Annotated in this window: 17 protein-coding genes; 1 reads left to right on the top strand and 16 read right to left on the bottom strand. The window is 65.1% G+C overall.

Features of this window, described 5'->3' with window-relative positions:
- Positions 1 to 2 precede the first annotated feature (2 nt).
- The 9 genes from V7116_RS14390 to V7116_RS14355 all read right to left on the bottom strand — a co-directional run bounded on the left by V7116_RS14390 (position 3) and on the right by V7116_RS14355 (position 10,371).
- Positions 3 to 983, bottom strand: coding sequence for a DHH family phosphoesterase (locus V7116_RS14390; RefSeq protein WP_324392634.1), 981 nt, complete (start codon positions 981 to 983; stop codon positions 3 to 5).
- Entirely contained in the window at positions 973 to 1,359 is a 387-nt protein-coding gene (gene rbfA / locus V7116_RS14385; RefSeq protein ID WP_324392633.1) for a 30S ribosome-binding factor RbfA, read from the bottom strand. Before rbfA ends, V7116_RS14390 begins: the two co-directional genes overlap by 11 nt.
- A gap of 36 nt (positions 1,360 to 1,395) precedes the next feature.
- Positions 1,396 to 2,289 (bottom strand): NAD-dependent epimerase/dehydratase family protein, encoded by an 894-nt coding sequence (locus V7116_RS14380; protein ID WP_324392632.1) that lies wholly within the window; start codon positions 2,287 to 2,289, stop codon positions 1,396 to 1,398.
- A 96-nt stretch (positions 2,290 to 2,385) separates the two neighbouring features.
- Positions 2,386 to 4,191, bottom strand: a complete 1,806-nt coding sequence (infB, locus tag V7116_RS14375; protein ID WP_324392631.1) for a translation initiation factor IF-2 — start codon at positions 4,189 to 4,191, stop codon at positions 2,386 to 2,388.
- 158 nt (positions 4,192 to 4,349) lie between these two features.
- The gene (gene rnpM, locus V7116_RS25815; protein WP_349258540.1) at positions 4,350 to 4,649 is read right to left on the bottom strand and encodes an RNase P modulator RnpM; all 300 of its coding nucleotides are present in this window, start codon (positions 4,647 to 4,649) and stop codon (positions 4,350 to 4,352) included.
- An 8-nt stretch (positions 4,650 to 4,657) separates the two neighbouring features.
- Positions 4,658 to 6,616: a transcription termination factor NusA gene (nusA, locus tag V7116_RS14370; RefSeq protein WP_324392630.1), complete on the bottom strand. Its 1,959-nt coding sequence runs from the start codon at positions 6,614 to 6,616 to the stop codon at positions 4,658 to 4,660.
- A gap of 165 nt (positions 6,617 to 6,781) precedes the next feature.
- Positions 6,782 to 7,903 carry an aminotransferase class I/II-fold pyridoxal phosphate-dependent enzyme gene (locus V7116_RS14365; protein WP_324392629.1) on the bottom strand — a complete coding sequence of 374 codons (1,122 nt, stop codon included), beginning with the start codon at positions 7,901 to 7,903 and terminating at the stop codon, positions 6,782 to 6,784.
- Between the two features lie 169 nt (positions 7,904 to 8,072).
- Positions 8,073 to 8,573: a DinB family protein gene (locus V7116_RS14360; protein ID WP_324392628.1), complete on the bottom strand. Its 501-nt coding sequence runs from the start codon at positions 8,571 to 8,573 to the stop codon at positions 8,073 to 8,075.
- 85 nt (positions 8,574 to 8,658) lie between these two features.
- Positions 8,659 to 10,371, bottom strand: a complete 1,713-nt coding sequence (locus V7116_RS14355) for a proline--tRNA ligase (RefSeq protein WP_324392627.1) — start codon at positions 10,369 to 10,371, stop codon at positions 8,659 to 8,661.
- Between the two features lie 361 nt (positions 10,372 to 10,732).
- Between V7116_RS14355 and V7116_RS14350 the strand changes: the two genes are divergently transcribed.
- Entirely contained in the window at positions 10,733 to 11,731 is a 999-nt protein-coding gene (locus V7116_RS14350) for a type I glyceraldehyde-3-phosphate dehydrogenase (protein WP_324392626.1), read from the top strand.
- A 90-nt stretch (positions 11,732 to 11,821) separates the two neighbouring features.
- On the opposite strand, the gene V7116_RS14345 is transcribed toward V7116_RS14350, so the two are convergent.
- The 7 genes from V7116_RS14345 to V7116_RS14315 all read right to left on the bottom strand — a co-directional run.
- Complete coding sequence (locus V7116_RS14345; protein WP_324392625.1) at positions 11,822 to 12,145, bottom strand: ArsR/SmtB family transcription factor; 324 nt, start codon at positions 12,143 to 12,145, stop codon at positions 11,822 to 11,824.
- A 23-nt stretch (positions 12,146 to 12,168) separates the two neighbouring features.
- Positions 12,169 to 12,615 (bottom strand): SRPBCC family protein, encoded by a 447-nt coding sequence (locus tag V7116_RS14340; protein ID WP_324392624.1) that lies wholly within the window; start codon positions 12,613 to 12,615, stop codon positions 12,169 to 12,171.
- Positions 12,616 to 12,789: 174 nt separating this feature from the next.
- Entirely contained in the window at positions 12,790 to 17,328 is a 4,539-nt protein-coding gene (locus V7116_RS14335; protein ID WP_324392623.1) for a flippase activity-associated protein Agl23, read from the bottom strand.
- Positions 17,329 to 17,486: 158 nt separating this feature from the next.
- Positions 17,487 to 17,948 carry a GNAT family N-acetyltransferase gene (locus V7116_RS14330; RefSeq protein ID WP_324392622.1) on the bottom strand — a complete coding sequence of 154 codons (462 nt, stop codon included), beginning with the start codon at positions 17,946 to 17,948 and terminating at the stop codon, positions 17,487 to 17,489.
- Complete coding sequence (locus tag V7116_RS14325; protein ID WP_324392621.1) at positions 17,945 to 18,499, bottom strand: zf-HC2 domain-containing protein; 555 nt, start codon at positions 18,497 to 18,499, stop codon at positions 17,945 to 17,947. The genes V7116_RS14330 and V7116_RS14325 overlap by 4 nt, the downstream gene beginning before the upstream one ends.
- A 221-nt stretch (positions 18,500 to 18,720) precedes the next feature.
- Positions 18,721 to 19,341, bottom strand: a complete 621-nt coding sequence (locus V7116_RS14320) for an RNA polymerase sigma factor (RefSeq protein ID WP_324392620.1) — start codon at positions 19,339 to 19,341, stop codon at positions 18,721 to 18,723.
- A 27-nt stretch (positions 19,342 to 19,368) separates the two neighbouring features.
- Positions 19,369 to 20,401, bottom strand: a 1,033-nt coding sequence (locus tag V7116_RS14315) for a hypothetical protein (RefSeq protein ID WP_324392619.1), incomplete at its 5' end; no start/stop codon positions are given.

Below are 20,401 nucleotides of genomic sequence, written 5' to 3'. Positions count from 1 at the left end.
ACTCAAGCGATCACCGGCAGCTTGGAGAGCGCTTCGGCCTTCAGCAGCGCGATCACGCGCGGCACGAGCGTTTCGAGCGGCTCGGCCACCGTCGCGCCGGACGCGAGCTTGTGCCCGCCGCCGCCCAATGACAGCGCGATCTGCGACGTGTCGAAGCCGGGCACGGCCCGGAAGCCCATTTCGATCGCGCCGTTTTCCTTCTCCTTGAACACGGCGGAGATGTACGCGCCGTCCACCTGGATGAGCGTGCCGACCAGCCCGGCGTCGTCGTGGCCGGGATAGTCCGCCTGCGCGTACAGATCGCGCGTGATCACGGTCCAGATGACGTGATCTTCCAGGTGAATGCCCGGCATCGCCACCTGCCAGAGACGCATCCCGGCGGCGGTGCGGCGGTTGACGGTGCGCTGCACGATTTCCGACAGCGGCGCGCCCTGCTGCATGAGCCGCTGGGCCTTGCCGAGCGTATCCGCCTTGACGTTGTCAGTGCGGAAGCACAGGGTATCGGTCACGAGGCCGGTCAGCAGGCAGAATGCGGAATCGTCCGTGATGGCGATGCCGACCGCGTCCATCCAGTCCAGCACGCCCTCGGACGCGGCGACGGTGGCCGCATCGACGAGGTTGATCTGTCCGAACTGCAAGTTGGTGACGTGGTGATCGAGGTTGATCACCGGCACGCCCAGGCTCAACGCCACCTGCCCGGACTGCCCGGTGCGCGGCACGTCGCTGCAATCCGTCACGATCACCAGATCGACGTCCGGCGCATCGAGCGCGGGCAGCACGCCCTCCGTGCCAGGCAAAAAGCGCAGGTCGTCGGGCACGCCGCCATCCACAGCGGGAATCACGGTCTTGCCTACGCCGCGCAATGCGTGCGTCAGCCCCATCATCGACCCGATCGCGTCGCCATCGGGATCGATGTGCGTCACCACTAGAATACGATCCGCCTCACCGACCAGTTCGGCGGCGGCCTCCCACTCAAGCTTCATCGGATTCCTGCTCCTCGGTGGACGATGTGTCGTCCTGCTGGCGATGGATCTGGTCAAGCAGGCTGTCGATGCGCTCGCCGCGCTCCAGCGCTACGTCCCAGTGAAAGTGCAGCACAGGCGTGTTGCGGAAGTGAATGCGCTGGGCCAGCTCGCGCCGCAAAAAGCCATTGGCGCGCTGAAGCCCGGCCATCACCTCGTCGCGCCGTTCGTCGTCGCCCAGCGCGTGCACGTACACGTCCGCATATTCGATCTCGCGGTCTACCTTCACGTCGGTCACCGTGATGCCGTCCAGCGCGGGATCGGTGACTTCTATCCTTAACAGCGTGCTGAGAATGTCCTGAATCAGGTGCGCTGCGCGTTCCTGTTTGATCGTCATCGTCGTTCCTTCCTGTTCACATTCACCCAACATCTATCAGTCGCGGCCCGGCAGCAGCGCCAGTGTATCGTCCAGCGCCCGGCGGGTCGAATAGGCGGGGGTCCACCCCACCGCGCGCAGCCTGTCTGCAGCGATCACGGTTCCGCTCACCAATGCACGCGCCCATTCGAAGGGACGCGCCACGCCGCGCAGCCCGGCCCGCAGCGCGATCCACGCCAGCGGCGCGCAGGTCGATCCGTGCCCCAGCGCGGCGGCTACCTCGCGCAGTGGCAGTCCTTCATCCGGCGCTACATTATACACACCCGGCAGGGGATGGCGCACGGCCAGCAAGATGGCCTCGACTGCATCCGCCTCGTGCAGAAGCTGCACGCGACGGTTGCCGTATCCGCACGCGAGCACCGGGCCCGCCGCGAGGTGTTGGACCAGACGCACGTGGCGCGGCCCGCAGATCCAGGCCGTGCGCAGGCGAGTCAGCACGCCGCCCGGCCAGTTCAACGCCAGCGTGTCGAAGTAATCGGACGTGAACGCCAGCGCCCGCCCATAGGGGCCGCCCTCGTGCCCGCGCACCGGGGACTGCTCGGTCACCACCGAGGCGTAGGGGCCGTACACGAGGCTGCTGCCGACCGTGATCAGGCGGGGAACACCTGCATCGTACACGGCCCGCAAAAAACGCTTGCTGCGTTCGGCCAGGGCCGCCACGCCGCGCGGCCACACGCCGGACGTGATCGCAATCACGACATCGGCGCGCGCCAGGAGGGTATGCCATTCAGATTGGTCGGCACGAGCGCGGGTGAACTGAACGCCGGGCACAACCGGATAGAGCGGGCGATCGTCCAGCCCCATCACGCCGCCCACACCCGGCTCTGCGACGAGCCGCTCTGCCAGCAGCCGCCCCAGGCCGCTCGTGATCCCGCTCACCAGCACCTGCATAACATCCTCTAGACACGCAGCGGGCCAGAAGAATACCATATTCCTCTGGCCCGGCAAAAGAATCCAGACTGTCTGGCGGCGCCTCAGCGCAGCCGGTTAGTTTACACGCTCGCGCACGTAAAACTCGATGCGGTCGCCCTCTTCGAAGTCGTGGAAGTTATCCAGGCCGATGCCGCATTCGAAGTCCTTACGGACCTCGCGCACGTCCTCTTCGAAGCGCTTCAGGCTGCCGACCGTGATGCCTTCGGCAATGGTCTGCCCGCGGCGTACCACGCGCGTCTTGGCGTTGCGGCGCGCCGTGCCTTCCAGCACGTACGACCCGGCGATCGCGCCCACCTTCGGCACGCGGATCACGCGGCGCACTTCGGCCACGCCTATCGTGCGATCGGCGTACACCGGATCGAGCATACCATTCAGCGCCATTTCGACGTCTTCGATCAGCTTGTAGATTACGCTGTAGCTGCGAATGTCCACGCCGTTCGATTCCGCGATGCGCTGCGCGGCAGAGTCTGCATAGGCGTTGAAGCCGAGGATGATCGCGTTCGACGCGCTGGCGAGGTTCACGTCATTTTCGGTGATTTCGCCTACGTCGGCGTGCAGCACGCGGACCTTCAGATCGTTCGTCGCCAGATTCTCGACCTCAGCGACCACCGGTTCCAGCGATCCGTACACGTCCACCTTGATGATCAGGCGCAGCTCTTTGGTTTCACCCGCCTGGAAGCGGCTGAAGATATCTTCCAGCGAGTAGGACTGCGCGGGCCGAACGGCGGCAGCAGCAGCAGCGTCGCGCCGTTCGGCGACGATAGACCGCGCTTCCTTGACGCTCGGAGACACCTCGAACAGATCCCCGGCGTGCGGCGATTCGTCCAGCCCCATCACGATCACCGGGCAAGATGGGCCGGCCTCTTTGACAGGCTTGCCGAACTCGTCGAACATGCCCTTGATGCGGCCCTGAGCCTGCCCCGCGATCACGACATCCCCGGTGTGCAGGGTGCCGTTCTGGACCAGCAGCGTCGCAATCGGGCCGCGATTGGCGTGCATGCTGCCTTCGAGCACGGTCCCGGCGGCGACGTGGTCGGGATTGGCGCGGATATCGAGTTCCTCCGCAACCAGCAGGATCGCTTCCAGCAGGTCGTCGATGCCCGTCTGGGTCTTGGCGCTGACCGGCACGACCAACGTGTCACCACCCCACTCGTCCGAGCTGAGGCCGACTTCGGCCAACTGCTGCTTGACGAACTCGGGGTTGGCGTTGGGCTTGTCGATCTTATTCAGCGCGACAACCACCGGCACGTGTGCGGCGCGAATGTGCGCCAGCGCCTCGCGCGTGGTGGGCATCACACCGTCATCCGCCGCGACGACCAGCACCGCGATGTCCGCGCCCTGCGCGCCGCGCGCGCGCATTGCAGTGAATGCCTCGTGACCGGGCGTGTCGAGGAAGGTGATCAGGTTATCGCCCAGCTTGACCTGATAGGCCCCGATGTGCTGGGTGATGCCTCCAGCCTCGCCTTCCTGAACGTGCGCCTTGCGGATCACGTCCAGCAGCGACGTCTTGCCGTGATCGACGTGCCCCAGCACGGTCACAACCGGCGGGCGGCGGACCAGCTTGGAGGGGTCTTCGCCTGCGTACAGGCGGCGCCACTGCGGCATGTCTTCGGCAGCTTCGTCGGCTTCGGCCTCCGGCGCGCTCGTCGGACGAGCTTCGTAGCCCAGCCCGTCCAGCACGATGGCGGCGGTGTCATAGTCGATCTGCTGGTTGATGGACGCCATGATCCCGTTGCTGATCAGTTCCTTCATGACCTCAATCGGGCTGGCTTCCACCAGGTCCGCAAGCTCGCGGACCGTCAAAAAGTCGGGTACTTCGATGATTTGTTTTTCCTGGGCCATAGCATTAGCGACAGACACTGCAAAGTTCATGGGCAGTGTTGCACCGCTAGCCTCCTTTCATGGTCTTATCTGAGAACAAGGTCAAGCCCCAGGCTCACCCGAAAGCGACCTGGGGACAGTCTGCGTTTGGTGTGCTGCACAGGGTGCAGCGATTGTTAACTGGGTTGTCGAGCGGGTTAACCGAGGTCCGACCGTGGCTGCGCTGCCCGTATCCGTTCCCGATCCGCTTCGGTCAACGTGGTGCGCAGGGCCTTTGCCAGCACGTCCGTCTCAAGTGCGCGCTCCCAGCATGCGCGCTGATCACACAAGTAAGCGCCGCGCCCGTTTTGCTTTCCCGTCGGATCGACGTGCACCCCATCGTCCGGCGTACGCACCAGGCGCATCAAGGTGCGCTTATCGGCAGTGCTGCGGCAAACGACGCACGTCCGCTGGGGGACGTGCCGTTTACGGCTGCCTTTTGGGGCTGTTTTAGCCATAGCGCCCGCTACAAGTACTCTTCCCAACTGTCATCGCTGCCACGAGTACGCTTGCGGCGGCGCTTGGCAACCACTTCACCACGTTCTTCGTCGAAGACCAGCTCACGCCGCTTCTTCTTCGACTTGGACTTCGAAGCCTCGTCGTCGGTCTCGGCGGGACGCTCCCACTCCGGCGCAGCCTGCTGCGGTTTGGCCGGCTTGCGGCGCGGCTTTTCCTCTTCCCCCTCGGCGCGCGGGGCCGGTTCCGGCTCCACGAACGCGGGCAGCGTCGCTTCGAGATCTTCCTCTTCCTCGACCGCTTCGGAAGGCTGGTACGCCAGCATGGCGTCGTCGACCGGCAGCAGCGGCTCGGTCTTTTCGGCGGCAACCGGCTGCGGCGCTTCCGCGACCGGCTCGGCTTCCACTTCGGCTTCCGCGACCGCTTCAGCTTCGGCTTCGGCGGCAGCGGCGGCTTCGGCTTCTTCCTCGGGGCTGAGGATCACGAGGTCGTCCAGCGCAAACCGGATCGCTTCCATCGCGTCTTCACCGGCCCCACCCTGCCGCAGCATCTGCTCCAGCACGGCTTCTTCGGCCAGCATACGGACCATCAGGTCGCCCACGTTGCTGATCTTCGACAGCGCGCGGTTGATGTCCTCGTCCAGTTCCAGCTCGCCGATGTCCATCGTGAACGCGCGCTCGGGAACCAGCGCCCGCACGGTGTCCAGCATGGCCTTACGCTCCGAGCGGCTCGACTCGCGCTCCTGGAGCATCAATTCTTCCGCCTGCCCCGCGAAATCGGTCAGGGTGCGGAATTCTTCGGGTTGGATCGGGCGGTTGGCGCGTTTCTTCTCGATGATGCGCGCCACTTCGTCGATCAGCGCCGTCGCGGACTGCCTGAGCTGGCTCAGCGGCGAGCGTTCGATCTTGTCGAAGGCCGTGGTCGCCGCCTCAGATACGCTCTTGATGTCGATGCGCCAGCCGGTCAGCTTGGCGGCAAGGCGCGCGTTTTGACCTTCGCGCCCAATCGCCAGTGAGAGCTGGTCGTCGGGCACGAGCACCGTCGCGGTGCGGCCCGTATCGGGATCTTCTTCGAGCAGCATATTGCTGACGCGCGCCGGGCTGAGCGCCTTGGCGATGAAAACCGCCGGGTCCGCGCTCCACTCGATCACGTCGATCTTCTCGTCGCTGAGTTCCTTGACGATGTTCTGGATGCGGATGCCGCGCATACCGACGCATGCGCCGACCGGGTCTACGCCTTCTTGCAGTGCGGCTACGGCCACCTTCGAGCGATGACCCGCCTCACGCGCGATGTTCTTGATTTCGACCTGGCCGTTGTAAATTTCGGGCACTTCGTATTCCAGCAGGCGGCGCAGCATGTTCTTGTGCGCCCGGCTGACCACGATCTGCGGCCCGCGGCTGTTCTTCTTGACTTCCATCACGTAGGCGCGGATCTTATCGTGGTGACGGTAGCGCTCACCAGGGATCTGCTGCGCGCGGGGCATGACGGCTTCCGCCCGCCCCAGGCTGACCGTCAGCGCGCCGCTGGTGACGCTCTGCACCGTGCCGGTAACCAGATCGCCTTCGCGCTCCACGAACTCATCGTAAAGGGTTTCGCGCTCGGCTTCACGAATGCGCTGCAAAATAACCTGTTTGGCGGTTTGTGCTGCGATGCGTCCGAAGCTGGCGCGCGTCTGAACCGGGACCATAATCGTGTCGCCCAACTGGGCGTCAGGGTTTAGCTCACGAGCTACGTCCAGGGTGACCTCGGTCTGTTCGTTCACGACCGATTCGGACACCTCTTTTTCCAGATAGATCTGCGAATGCCCCGTCATATCGATACGGGCATCGACCTTCTGGTTCGAGGACACATTAGCATCGCGGCGGTAGGCCGAGATCAGCGCCTGTGACAGCGCCTCCAACACGACCTCACGCGGCAGCGCGCGCGTTTCGACAATTTCGTTGAATGCCAGGGTGAAATCACTCTTCATGGTTCAGTTCGTTCCGTCCTGGGAACACTCCTTCATTCCGCGTGGCTGCCCAGTGACACATGCGTATATACAACGAAAAGTGGGGGGACCCACTTTCCGCATCGTGTCTTAAACTAGGCAACTACAGTATACCACGCTCCCGTAGCGGAGGCAAGGCCCAGCGTTCTAACGGGGCATACGAGACTGTAAGTACAACTCGAACTGCGCCAGCGCTTCCGGCAGGTTGGCGCGCCCATACCCCAGCCGGAAATGGCGGTCGTCGTAGAAAAAGCAGGTGCTCGGCAGCAGCATGACGCCCTGCCGTTCCACGAGATCGATGCAGAACGCTTCCGCGCTCGCCTCGCCCCGCACGCGCGGAAAGGCCGTCGATCCGGCGCGGGGGCGCTGCCAGTCGAACCGGTCCGCATGTGCAGCAAAAAACGCGTCCAGCGTGTCGAGGTTGCGCCGGATGATGTCCAGGTTCCGCGCCACAATCGCGTCGCGGTGGCGCAGCGCCAGCGTGCTGAGGAACTCACTCGGCCCGCTGTTGCAGATCGTCGTGTAGTCCTTGAACGCCACCAGCCGCTCGAACAGGGCGCGATCCCGCGTCGCCAGCCAGCCGATGCGCAGCCCCGCCAGCCCATACGTCTTGGACATCACGCCCAGCGACACCGCGCCTTCGAACAGATCGCACGCGGCGGGCAGTTGGTCGGCGGGATCGTGCTCCAGGCCGCGATAGACCTCGTCGCTGAACAGCAGAATGCCGCGTTCCGCCAGCAGATCGGCCAGGGCGCGCTGTGTGGCGGCGTCCATCAGGTAACCGGTCGGGTTATGCGGGCAGTTGACCGCCACGGCGCGCGTCGTGGGCCGCAGATTGTCGCGCAGCCAGTCCAGGTCCAGCGACCAGCCGTCCTCCTCGCGCGCGGTCCACAGCGACACGTCGCAGCCGTTGGCCCGCGCCACTTCGTACAGCGATTGGTAGCCCGGCGCGTGCACAATGATATGATCGCCCGCCCGCAGCGCGGCGTTCATGAAGGTGAAAATCGCCTCCTCCGCGCCCGCAAAAACGAGTACCTGCTCCGGCGCGATCGTCTCGTACAGCCCGGCGATCTCGGCGCGCAGGTCCGGCGCGCCCTGCGATTCCGTATACCCCAGCCGCAGATCGAGGAACTGTTCGGCGGCATCCGGCTCGTAGGCCAGCAGATCGCGGATCGCCAGCGTTTCGCAGTCGGAGCTGCCGAGCAGGTAGCGCGCGCTGAACTCGTACGGCACGAAAAAGCGTTCCAGCTTGAACGGTGCGATGTCCACTTTAGCTATTCCCTTTCAGACAGGCGGCAAGCAGCTTATCGAAAAACCTCACCCCTTACCCGCCGACCCCTTTTCCCCTCTGCAATCGGATTGGAGAGGGGCCAGGGGTGAGGTGCTTTTCATGAACCCCCTTCGGAGATTCACTCAACTCCTACCGTGGCCTACACTCTCAGGATTTCAACGCGCGCACCGCCTCGATGGTGCGCTCGATCTGGCCGACGTGCGGGCGCTCGTGGCGGGCCATGCGATCCGCATAGTTGTGCACCGTGCGTTCGACCGGCCTACCGGCCCCGGTCACCGTGGCCGCCCGCGCGCACTGCTCGGGCGTCAGGGGACGCAGCATCGCCAGCAGATCCTCGCGCTGCGCGGCAAAGGCGCGGAACGAGACATGAAACGCCTGGTCGGGATAGTCCGTCTTCTTGATCCAGGTCCGCGGATTGACCGCCTGAAAGGTCGGATGATCCTGCGTCAGAATCCACGCCATGTAGTCCCCCCACTTATCCGCGCACGCGCGCAGATGCGCCAGTATATCGTTGGCAGACCACTCGCCGGGCGCGGGCGGCGTGTGCAGCGGAGCGAGGGGCAGACCATCCGTCAGCGCGGTCAGACGCACGGGCGTTTCAGCCAGGATGGTCAGGATTTTTTCGACGGCGAACAGATCTTCCGGCATGACACATCTCCTTCGGGGGACTGCGCGTGCACTCATGACCCAATTATGCGGGGATCACGGCGCACGCGCCCATAGTCCCGGCAGGTTATCCTTCGCTCTGCGCCCAGGCCACCACGTCCGCCAGCGGGATCACGCGGCGATCCGCTTCGGCGCGGCGCTTGACCTCCACGCCGCCCTGCTCCGCGGCCTTCTTGCTGACCGTCACGCGCAGCGGCACGCCGATCAGGTCCGCGTCCGCGAACTTCACACCCGGCGAGTCGGCCCGGTCATCGAGCAGCACGGACAGGCCCGCCGCTTCCAGGTCGCGCACGACCTGCGCCGCGAGATCGGCGTACTGCGGTTCTTTGCCCAGCACGACCACGTGCACGTCGAACGGCGCGACGCTGGCGGGCCACACGATGCCGTGCTCGTCGTGGTGCGATTCGATGATCGCGGCCATCAGCCGTTCCAGCCCGATCCCGTAGCTGCCCATGATCACCGGCTGCGAGATACCGCGCTCGTCCAGGTAGGTTACGTTCAGCGCGTCGCTGTAGCGCGTCCCGATCTTGAAGCAGTGGCCCAATTCTATCGCGCGATCCAGGTGCAGCGATCCGCCGTCGCAGCGCGGGCACAGCGCGCCTTCGTACACCAGCGCGATGTTCTCCACGCGCGCCGGATCGAAGTCGCGCGGAACGTTGATCCCGGTGAAGTGGTAGCCCGCTTCGTTGGCCCCGGCGGCGAAGTTCGCGCCCGCCCGCACGGATAGATCCGCGATGACGGTCGCCTCGCGCGTCAGGCCGATCGGGCTGGCGTAGCCCGGCTCCGCGCCCACGGCCCGGATCTCGTCGTCGGTCGCCGCGCGCAGCGTGCCACCGCCCAGCGCGCGCAGCAGCTTGGCCTCGTTCACATCCAGGTCGCCGCGAATGACGACGAACACAAATTCGTCTTCCGTATCGCCGGGGCGCTCGTCCACAAAAAACACCGCTTTGAGCGTCTGTGAGGCCGGAATGCCCAGAAAATCCGCAAGCTGCTGGATCGTCTTGCATTCCGGCGTGGCGACCTTACACACCGGGTCCAGTTCGACCGGCTCCGGCTGTGGTAGCGCAAACGCCGCCGCCTCGTCGCTGGCCGCGTAGTCGCAGCGGTCGCAGCGCACGAGTGCCGACTCACCCTGCGTGTGCGCCAACATATACTCGGTGCTGGCGCGCCCGCCCATCGCGCCGCTGTCGGCCTCGACCGGCACGACTTCCAGCCCGACGCGGGCGAAAATCCGATCGTACGCGGCCAGGATGCGCTCGTAGACCCGATCCAACCCCTCGACCGTGGCGTCCAGCGAGTAAGCGTCCTTCATGCTGAACTCGCGCAGCCGGATCAGCCCACCGCGCGGGCGCGGCTCGTTGCGGTACTTGGTGTGGATCTGGTACACGAGCTGCGGCAGGTGCTTGTAGCTCTCGACTTCGCGCGCGGCCAGCAGTGCAACGAGTTCCTCACCGGTCGGCGCAAGCACGAAGTCGCGACCCGCATCGCTCGTGAAGCCCTGGAGCACCCCATCGAACGCATACAACCGCCCGCTCGCCGCCCACACCTCCGCAGGCTGCACCACCGGCAGCACGATCTCCTGCGCGCCGAGCGCTTCCATTTCCTCGCGCATAATCGCTTCAATGCGGCGCATCACGCGGCGGCCCAGGGGCAGCACGGCGTAGCTCCCGGCAGCGACGGGGCGCACCAGCCCGGCCCGGATCGCCAACTGGTGGCTGGGCAGGTCCGCGTCGGACGGCGCGTCGCGCAGGGTGCGGGTGAACAGGTCGGACAGTCGCATAGGAGCCTCCTCGGCAAAACAAATGCACAGGCACGGGGCAAACAAAAACCGGCTCCCGGAACAGATCCGGGAGCCGGTGAACAAGCGTCGATTTACGCAGCCGTCAGCCAGGCGTCACCGCACGGACCATCTCCGAAGAGCAGGTCTGTTATGGCAGCCAGTAGGGACGGGAAGCGAGTAGTTTGCGTTCATGTGCACCATCGTATGCCAGATCGGGTGCCGTGTCAACGGGCTTCTCTCTACAGCACGGAATCATCGGTATGCGGCATCTGTACACAACGGCCCCTCAGCGTTAAAATCATCCGCGCGAACAAACTGCACCCTATCCTCGTCCGGTTCTGAAACCATAAGGATGGACACTATGGGCAAAATCGCTATTCACGGTTTTGGGCGCATTGGCCGCTCGGCCATGAAAGCCGCTCTCAAGCGAGGGCTGTTCGTTCCTGCTTCGATTTCGGATATCAAAGACCTGCCGACCCTCGCCGCGCTGTTCGAAGTGGACTCGAACTACGGTCGCTGGCCTAAGCCCGTCTCCGCCGAAGACTCGACGATGATCATCGGGGACGACAAGATCCCGTACTTCGAGACCAGCCAATCCCTGCCGGACTGGGGCGCGCTGGGCGTCGAGCTGGTGATCGACTGCACGGGCCGCGCCACCCGCCGCGCGGGCGCGCAAGCTCACCTCGATCGCGGCGCAAAGCGTGTTCTGGTCAGCGCCGCTAGCAAGTCGCGCGAGGATGCCGACGCGTTCCTGCTGCCGGGGATCAATCTCGACCAGTACGATCCGGACAAACACTTCATCGTGAGCATGGCAAGCTGCACGACCAACGCGCTGGCTCCGGTGGTCAAGGTGCTGCTCGAAAATGTGGGCCTCAAGTCGGGCTTGTTCACGACGGTGCACGCCTACACCAACACCCAATCGCTGACCGACCAACCGATGGGCGACCGGCGCGACTCGTGGGCGGCGGCGGAGAACATCATCCCGTCGTCGTCGGGCGCGGCCAAAGCGCTGAAGTTCATCTGGCCCGACCTCAACATGACGGGCAAGGCGTATCGCGTCCCGGTGCGCACGGGCAGCATCGTCGAGGCGACCGTGGTGACGGATCGGGCCACCTCCGCGGAGGAACTCAACGACATGTTCCGCAAGGCCGCGACCAGCGCGCCGCTGCAAGGCGTCATGAGCGTGCTGGAAGGCGAATGGGCCTCGTCGCGCATCGTGGGTGATGAACATTCGTCCATCATCGACCTGCCGCTGACGCAGGTCATGGGCGGGACGCTCGTCACGGTCGCGGCGTGGTACGACAACGAGATGGGCTATTCGACCCGCCTCGCGGACACCGCCGCGTTCCTGGTCAAGTAGGACCGTCGCTGTTGGCTTTCATCGCGCTCCCCGTTCTCTGCGATATGAGAACGGGGAGCGCGTGTTTTTCACCCGGTGCAGGTGCGACGCTTACGGCGACCTGTCGCCCTCGACCAGCGCCTTCAGCCGCCCCAGACGCGCGTCCCACAGCGCGTTGAGATCCTCGATCCACCGTTCCAGATCGCTCAGCGGCTCCGGCGTCAGCGTGTAGCGCTTTTCGCGCCCCTGCTGCGCGACCGTTACCAGCCCGGCTTCTTCCAGCACGTGCAGGTGCTTCAGGATGCCCTGCCGCGTGATCGGGTACACCTCGGCCAACTGCGTCGCGGTGCGGGGGCTGGCCTCGGCCAGCGTCAGCAGCAGTTGGCGGCGCGTTGGGTCGGCCAGGGCCACAAACACCGGCGAGTTCGGTTCCATGCGCCGCGACTCCTTTCCCCCGGCTAGAAACCCTGCGGATTGGGCAGCGGCGTGCCTTCGACCACCGCCTTGATGTTGCCCAGCATCAGCCCGAAACCCACGCTGTCCTGCTCGATGCGGGCCGCGCGCTCGTCATCGGACAGCGCCCCGTAGCCCGAATAGACCAGCGTCAGGCGTGTGCCGCCGTTTTCGTCGGCCAGCGTGTAGTCGGTGACGGTGGGCGGCTCGTCCTCAGAATGCAGGATCAGGCGGACCGGCGGATCGTACGTCTCGATCACCTGCGTGTACAGTTCACCGCCGGTATCCACATCGCGCACGAACAGCCGCCCGCCGACGCCCAACGCGGACAGCTCCCACGGCGTGCCCGGCGAAAACCACTGCTCGACCTGCGCCGGATCGACCAGCGCCTGCCAGACGCGCTCTTGCGGGGCGTCGATCCACACACTGCGTTCGATGGCTTGCTTCTGCATCGGTGTCAGCTCCTATGTGCAACCAATTAGTTGCACATAGTATAACCGATCGCACCCGCTCCGGCAACGATTTTGGGCCATCCAACAGCAAGGGCGGGTTTGGAAACCCGCCCCTACAAAAGCTCCTGTGATTTGCAACTGGCGGTTACCGCCAGCAGCGGCAGCTCGCGCCGACTACCCCACCACGGATTCCGTCGCCGCCGGATCATCCAGCGTTTCGGTTGCGGCGGGCATCGACTCGTCCATCACGGGCGCGGTGCTCATCGGCACACCCAGCGAGGCGTCGTCCGGCTCCATCGTCGTTTCGATGTGCAGTCCCGTTTCTTCCGTGGCGTCCATCACCGCCTCGGTTGCCACGGGGTCCGCCACGGGCGGAACCGGCAGCACGCTGCCCATGAAGTCGAACGGCGCGAAGATGTAGATGTTCGCCTGTTCCGCATCGACCACGTAGAGGCGGCTTTCGCTGTCGAACGCCAGTCCGGCGGGCGAACGCAGCCCCAAGATGTTCGCGTCGAGCTGGTCGGGCTGGTCGAAGGACGCGACCGCCTGCCCGTTCAGATCGTACGCCACGATGCGCTCGTGCTCGTCCATGTCCGTCACGAACACCAGCGAGCCGTCGGGGCTGATGGTGATGTAAGGCCGGTTGGACGATTCGCGGTTGGAGAACCACATATTCACGGTCCAGGCGCGCAGCGGCGCGCCGTCGGGCGTGAAGACCTGGATGCGCTGGTTCCACGCTTCAGCGACGTACAGCGTGCCATCGACCGGGTTCAGTGCCAGACCGACCGGCTCGTCCATCTGGCCCAGATCCGCGCCGCTGCCGCCGATGTCACGCACGAACTCGCCTTCGGTCGTGTAGACGCGCACGCGCTTGTTTCCCGTATCCGCCACGTACACGAGACCGTCCGCGCTCACGGCGACGTCACGCGGGCCCCAGAAACCGTCCGTGCTCTCGTCATCGGGCAAGACACCCTGGTGGCCCCACTGCCGCAGCAGATCGCCTCCCGGCGTAAAGACCTGGATGCGGTGGTTCCACGTGTCGGCCACGTAGAGGTTGCCGTCCGGCCCGAGGTCAACGCCCCACGGCTGGAGCAGCAGGCCCGGTTCGCCGCTGCCGCTGGGATTCTCGCCAATCGTGCGCAGCAGGTTGCCGGTGCTGTCGAGCACCGCGATGCGGTTGTGATCGGTATCCGCAACGTAAATCTCGTCGCCGCTGTCCGCAACGGCCACGCCGCGCGGGTTGAGCAGCAGCGACGACTCGTTGAGGATCGTCTGCGAGGAAATGTCACGGTATGCCGCGTCTTCGGGATATTCCGGCGAGCGGATATCGACCGTCGCGCCGCCCACCCCGGCGTCCCAGATCTGCGCGGCAATGGACTTGTCCACGAAGAAGTACATCCGGTCAGAGACGGGCCAGTTGTTCACCGAGAAACGCGTATCGCCCTTGCACTCGGTCACGACCGAACGCGCGCAGCTGTCGCGCAGGCGGGTCTGGTCTTCTTCCGTCGCGCCTGCCGCCGCCTCAGATTCGCAGCGCGGCTGCTTTTCCTGAATGCACTGCGCCTGCCCAAACACCGAGTAGTCGCGGTTGAACCAGATATCCCATAGACCCTGCCGCAGATACGGCGCGGCGATGTTATCGGGATCGACGCTGAAGACGTCGGACACTTTGTCGTAGGTCAACCCGAAGTAGTCCTGCATCGGCCACCACAGGCGGATGAAGTTGTACTCGTAGTAGCCATCGCCCAGGATGCGCCGCACGTCGGCGGCCTTCTTGCTGCCGACCACGACGATCCGCGCCCCGTCCAGGCTGGACGCGCTGACCGATCCGGCTTCCCCGGCGATGTAGCCATAGTTGCTGTAGTGGCGGAAGTACCACGTGAACGGCCAGGAGGACTGATCGTCGTAGACCACGCGCATGTTGTAGCCTTCGTTGGTCTTCGTGGCGATGTCGTCCACCATCTCCATCACGGTTTTCACCGCCGGAGCGCCATGCGCGTACACGAGATATTCCGTCGCGTAGTCGTAGTCGATGTACGCCGCGCGCACCGACGCGCGCACGGTCAGCACGGAGAGCAGCACCGCGCCCGCCACGACGACGAGGCGGCTGAGCTGTTCCGTCCCGATGCGCTGCGCGAACCGGATCACCACGTAGAGCGCGGCCAGTCCCAGCAGCAGCGCCGCGAACCACGTCCCGGTCGCGGCCAGATTTTCCGTTTCGCGTCCCTGGAACGGCGCGTTGTCGCCCCACAGCCCCAGGATGGCGGCCATCACCGAGATGAAGCCCACCGGCAGCACGACGAACGTGATCAGCGCCCCGCCGCCGCGCAGCGAGTCGCGGCGCAGGCCGTCGATCACGCGGCCCAGCCACCAGCCCGCCGCGAATGTCAGCGGCACAACGATGTGCGTCGTCAGCCAGGGCATCTTTTCGCCCGCGACCGTCAGGCCGAGCGTGATCAGCACCAGCCAGAAGCCCACGAACGGCATGAACGGCAGATCGCCCAGCCAGTCACGCGCCGACTCGCGGCTCGCCATTTCTTCGTCTACGTTGTAGGGCTGGTAGTAGTGCGGCAGAGGCAGGTAGCCCTCGTACTGCACGGCGCTCAGATCCGCCGGATCGAGTTCGCCATCAGCGGTTTCCTGTAGGTCCAGATCGTCCCCGCTGCCGTTTCCGGCAGGATCGGCCACAGGCGCGACGATCTCGTCCAGATCCGCGATGCCCTCAGGATCGTGCCATTCCTGTGCTTCCTGCTCCGCGCGCCCGGCCTGAACCTCCGCGCGGCGCCAGCGCCACAAGGCCCCCAGCCCGGCGAGCCCGGCAAACGCGGACCCGATCAGCGGCAGGAATTCGTAGACGGGAACCTGCGTCAGCAGGTAGTAATACTGCGGCTGGCTGCCGCGCCGGACGCCCTGCTGGGCCAGCCAGTAGCCCAGCGAGCCGACCATGCCAGTCGCCATTCCGTTGATATTGCTGAACACGGTCGTGTAGAAAAACGCGAACAGGCCCAGGAACACGACCGTCGGCGGGAGCCAGCGCTTCCAGTTCCAGCACAGCCCGATCGTGATCGCCAGCATGGCGAACGGAATGAACGCGATAAACGCCGCGTTCAGCGTCTCCGAGCCGACCGACGTGCCGGGGCTGTATTCTTCCAGGTCATAACCCGCGAAGTACAGCGGGATAGCGGTCGCCCACGGCAGTACCAGGGTCACGATCACCACGACGAGATCGAAGACCGGCTGGCGATCCAACACGGACCACCAGTTCGTCAGGAAGCGCGAAGCGAGGACCAGCAGCACCGCCACGGCTCCGATGCCCCACGCGGCCCAGATGTAGATGTCGTTGTACTGCGCGTCGAATGTCTTTTCCTCGGCGTTGGCGTGCTCCGCGAACCACAGCAGCACCCCGCACACCAGGAACGCCACCATCAATATCAGCAGGATCTCCCGCCACGGCAGCGGCACCGAGCCGGGGAAACCGAAAACGGCGGTCAGCACCACGACGAAGATCAGCACCAGCGCGGGCAGCCCGATCCAGGTGACCAGCCGGACGAGCATCGCCGTATCGACGCTGGTTTCGATCGCGTATTCCTTCGTATCGTTGACGCCGTTGAGTTGGTCCTGCGCGCTGGGCACGGTCGTCGTCGGCCAGACGTCGCTCGCCTTGATCACGTCCAGCACGGAGATCATGATCAGCGCCATGATCACGCCGACCACCGCGCCCGTGACGACTACCAGGAACGCCGAGCGCGTGTTCGACAGGCCGCGCATAATCGCCAGCGCCGCGCCCTCGTCGGAGCGGCCCCCGCTCAGCAGGCCGTGCAGCCAGCCCGAAGCGACCAGCGGCAGATACAGCACCAGGAATACCGGCAGGATGGTATACGCCGCCGAGGGGATCCAGAGCGTCGGCAGCAGCAGTTGGCGCAGCAGCAAGCCGAGCAGCACCGATCCCAGCAGCGTGAGCGCCAGCAGAATCGCGTGCCCGGTCGCCGCCTGAAGCCACGGCGCGCGCCAGCGGCCCTGCCCGGCGGGGCGCGGGTGCACACCGACATCCTGCACCAGACGCAGCAGCAGGAAAAACGCCAGGTAGGCGGCGAAGATCAGGATGTACATGAAGACGAGTTCTTTGGACGCCAGCGCCATCAGCATGCCCACCGCCGCCACGATCAACCATTTCAACTGGCGCTGCGGTCGCCCGTCTACGTACTGGAAGATGCCGTAAATGAAAACCAGCGTGAAGAACAGGGTCGGGATGTCTTCACGGATATAGCGGCTGTAGTACAGGACCTGCGGCGAGATGAGCAGCATCGCGGAGGCCAGCACCGCGCCCGTCCGCCCCAGCCAGCGCCGGAACAGCAGCGGGAACATGACCACCAGCACGCCCAGCAGCGCGGCATAGATGCGCGCGGTGAAATCCGTATCGCCAAACAGGTAATAAAACAGCGCGTTGGCGTGGAAGATCACCGGACCGTGCATCAACGGCGTATGGCTGAATTCGCCGTACTCGTAGAGCCGCCACGAATAGTAGGTATGCAGGCTTTCGTCGTGGCTCATCACACGCGCGCCCAGATCAACGAAGCGTGAGACGATCGCCAGCACCAGGATCGCCGTGTAGGCGATGGTTTCCCAGTTCAGCGTATAGCCGCGAATCAGCGCCCGGTTGACGTCCTGCTCGCGCGTGCTCTGGGGCGAATAGACTTGTTCACGAGTAGCCATAAGCGTCCGTTTCCCGTATCCAACAAACGCCGGTCAAGACGGCATGGGGCCGCTGGCCGGAGATAGACCGTACACAGAACCTTCGATACTGCGTGAAGCGGTTTTTTTCGGGGTGCAAACCGCCCCGGCACACCACAGTCAACGCAGGACGAGCCGCCTCAGTCCTCGTCGAAGCGCTTGACGAAGCGGTAGCCCGTGGTTGCATAACCCAGCGCGTCATAAAACCGGTGCGCCTCGTCCTTGCGCCCGAAGCCGCTGACCAGCCACGTCCCGACGCAGCCGTGTTCGCGCGCCAGATCCTCCGCGTAGGCGACCAGTGCGCGCCCGACGCCATGCCGCCGCACCCGCGCATCAGTGACCAGGGCCGAGATCTCACCGTAGCGCCCAGGGCGCTCCAGCATTTCGCGCAGGCGGAATCCCATGAAGCCGCACGGCACGCCGTCCACTTCGGCCACGTAGACCCAATCGACCGCGCTGCATTCGACCCACGCCAGCTTGTCGAGCATTGCCTCTTCAGTGGGCACATACCCCGTAAGCTGGCCGATCAACTCGCACACGGCGGGCACATCCTCCGCCCGCATGGGCCGGATCAATGGGGGCGACGACGCGTCTTCGCTCATCGAGAGTACTGCGCCCCAGGCGACTGTGTGGCGCGGGGAACCGGCACCGGGCTGGCTCCCGCTTCATAGGACACATACGCGACCGTCGCGGCGGGCGTGGCGGGCGTCTGCTCCAGCTCGACGCCGAACGCGCTCTGCGTGACGGCATCCCCGGTGAGGCTGGCCGTCGGTGATCCGGCACTGTCCAGCTCGGCGGGACGCGGCTGCAGCGGCGCGGCTTCGGCACGAATGCCGCCCTGAGAAATCAACGGCAGCATGACCAGCACGACCAGCAGCGCCGCGACCATAAAGCTCAAGCCCGGTAGCCACGTCGAACCGGAAAGTCCGCCCCGGGGCCGCTGCGTCGAGACCTCGCCCCATACGCCCGCCCACACCTGCGCCATCTGGCCGCTGGTGGGCTGACCGAAGGTCGGCATCTCGCGGCGCAGCCCAGCAGCGAGGCTTTCTTCGCGGGTCAGCGCCGCGCGACACGGCGCACAGTTCCGCACGTGATTTACGACCAGCGCCGACTGCGCAGGCGGCAGTTGGCCGTGTACATATCGGGTCAGCAAATGGGTTACATGACGGCGTCGCATTGCATCACCCAGCTTCAACTCAATTCCAGCCTTCAACGAACAGTGTTCAGTGAGAGCACCCTCATCCCCGGTCCCTCCCGGATCAATTTAGAGAGGGGAGAAATTCTTGACGGGACAGGGTTTTGCTCCGTTGGCTTTCGCGTTTGTTGGTCGGGGCACTTCATCAATTGCCCTGACCTGATGATTCAACGAACGCGCTAGAGGCTCAACAATTCTTCCAGCGCGGCCTGTTCCACGCCCGACATCGCCCGGCGAAGCTGTTCGTGCGCCAGCCGGACGCGGCTTTCCGCCGTTTTCTGCGGGCAGTCCATGATCTCGGCCATCTCGCGGTAGGTCAATCCCTGCCCGTAGCGCAGGGCGACGGCTTCGCGCAGCAGCGGCGAGAGCGTCGCCAACGCGCGGCCCAACGAATCGCGCAGTTCGCCCCACGCGGCGCGCGCTTCCGGCGATTGGTCCGTGGGGGTCGGCGGCTCTACGCCGATGTTGAGCAAACTGCTCAGCGCCACGGTCGGCAGCCACTTGCGGCGGCGCGCGTTGCGGCACCGGCTGACGGTAATGGTGTACAACCACGTGCGGAACGCGCCGCGCTCCGGATCGTAGCGATGCAAATTGCGGAACGCGTACACCATCGACTCTTGAAGCACGTCTTCGGCATCCTGCTCGACCAGCAGCACGCTGTAGGCCAGACGGTACAGGCTCGGCGCGTACCGCTCGTATAGCGTCGCAAACGCCGGTTGGTCGCCGTTCTGGCAGCGCGCGATCAGATCCGGCAGGTCCGGGTCATTCGCTTGAAGGGAAAGTGTTCGTTCGTCGCTCATAGCGTCTATTGTACACACTGCGCCGGTTTATTCCTCAGCGTTGACGGTGGCGATTCCGTAGACGTCGCTGCGAATCCACAGCAGGACCGTATCGCCGGGCACGGGCTGAAGCTGCGTCTCGCCCAGGTGGAGCCACGACAGCGCATCGCGCCACGACAGCGCGTGCACGGTCCAGGCGCGCCTGATCACGAGATCCTTGCCCACGTAGGCCGCGCCCAGGTCGGGCGTCTGCCCGGCGGGCGTGATGACCGCCGCCGTGTTGACTTCCGGACCCACGCCGGTCACAAACGTCGTGTTCGGATAGTCGTGCAGCGCCCAGGCCAGCGCGCCGTCATCGTCCGCCTGCGCCGTGATCGGGATGAGATTTGGCGTGCCGTTGGTGCGCAGGCTCATTTCGCGCAGTGTCGCGCGCAGCTCGCGCATATCGTCGGTCGCCGGAGCGGGATACCACAGCTCGCGCGGGTCGCCGTAGTGCATGAACGCGGCACGTCCCGCCGCGCCCACGCCGTAAACCAGCAGGAACGCGAACGTACCGAGCGCCAATCCGCGCCACGCGCTGCGCGCACCCCACAGCGTGCCCACCAGGAAAAACAGCATCGCGATAGCCATCGGGATCAGCACCATCCACACGACGCGCTGCTGCATCAAGCCGAGCACATAGGCGTAAACCGCCGTGCCCTGCACCATCTCGACCGCGGGATCGTTGATGTCATGCGTATAGATGCCATTCAGCAGCTTGTTCGCCAACTCGCCAAAGTCCGTGATGGCGCCCGGCAGGTCCATAAGCTGCTTTGAGAACTGGAGCATGCTGACGGCAATAATCGCCCACAACGCGAAGGTCGTCGCCGCGTGCAGCGCGGTTCCCCAATCGGGGACGCGATAAACTGTGCCGGGGCGTTCGGTCAGCCAGCGGCACACCGCCAGCCCGACGAGGACCGTCAGCGGCAGCGTGATCCACAGCGCATGGGCCGCGCTCGCGCCCACGTAGACCAGCGACAGCACCAGCCCGGCGACGAACCACCCTGCCAGCACGCGCTCGAAGAAACTGCCGCCGCGCACG

The sequence above is a fragment of the Aggregatilinea sp. genome, from assembly GCF_036822615.1.
Taxonomy (GTDB): domain Bacteria; phylum Chloroflexota; class Anaerolineae; order Aggregatilineales; family Aggregatilineaceae; genus Aggregatilinea.
Note: the sequence above shows the minus strand (reverse complement) of the source record. Positions and strands in the feature narration are given on the sequence as shown.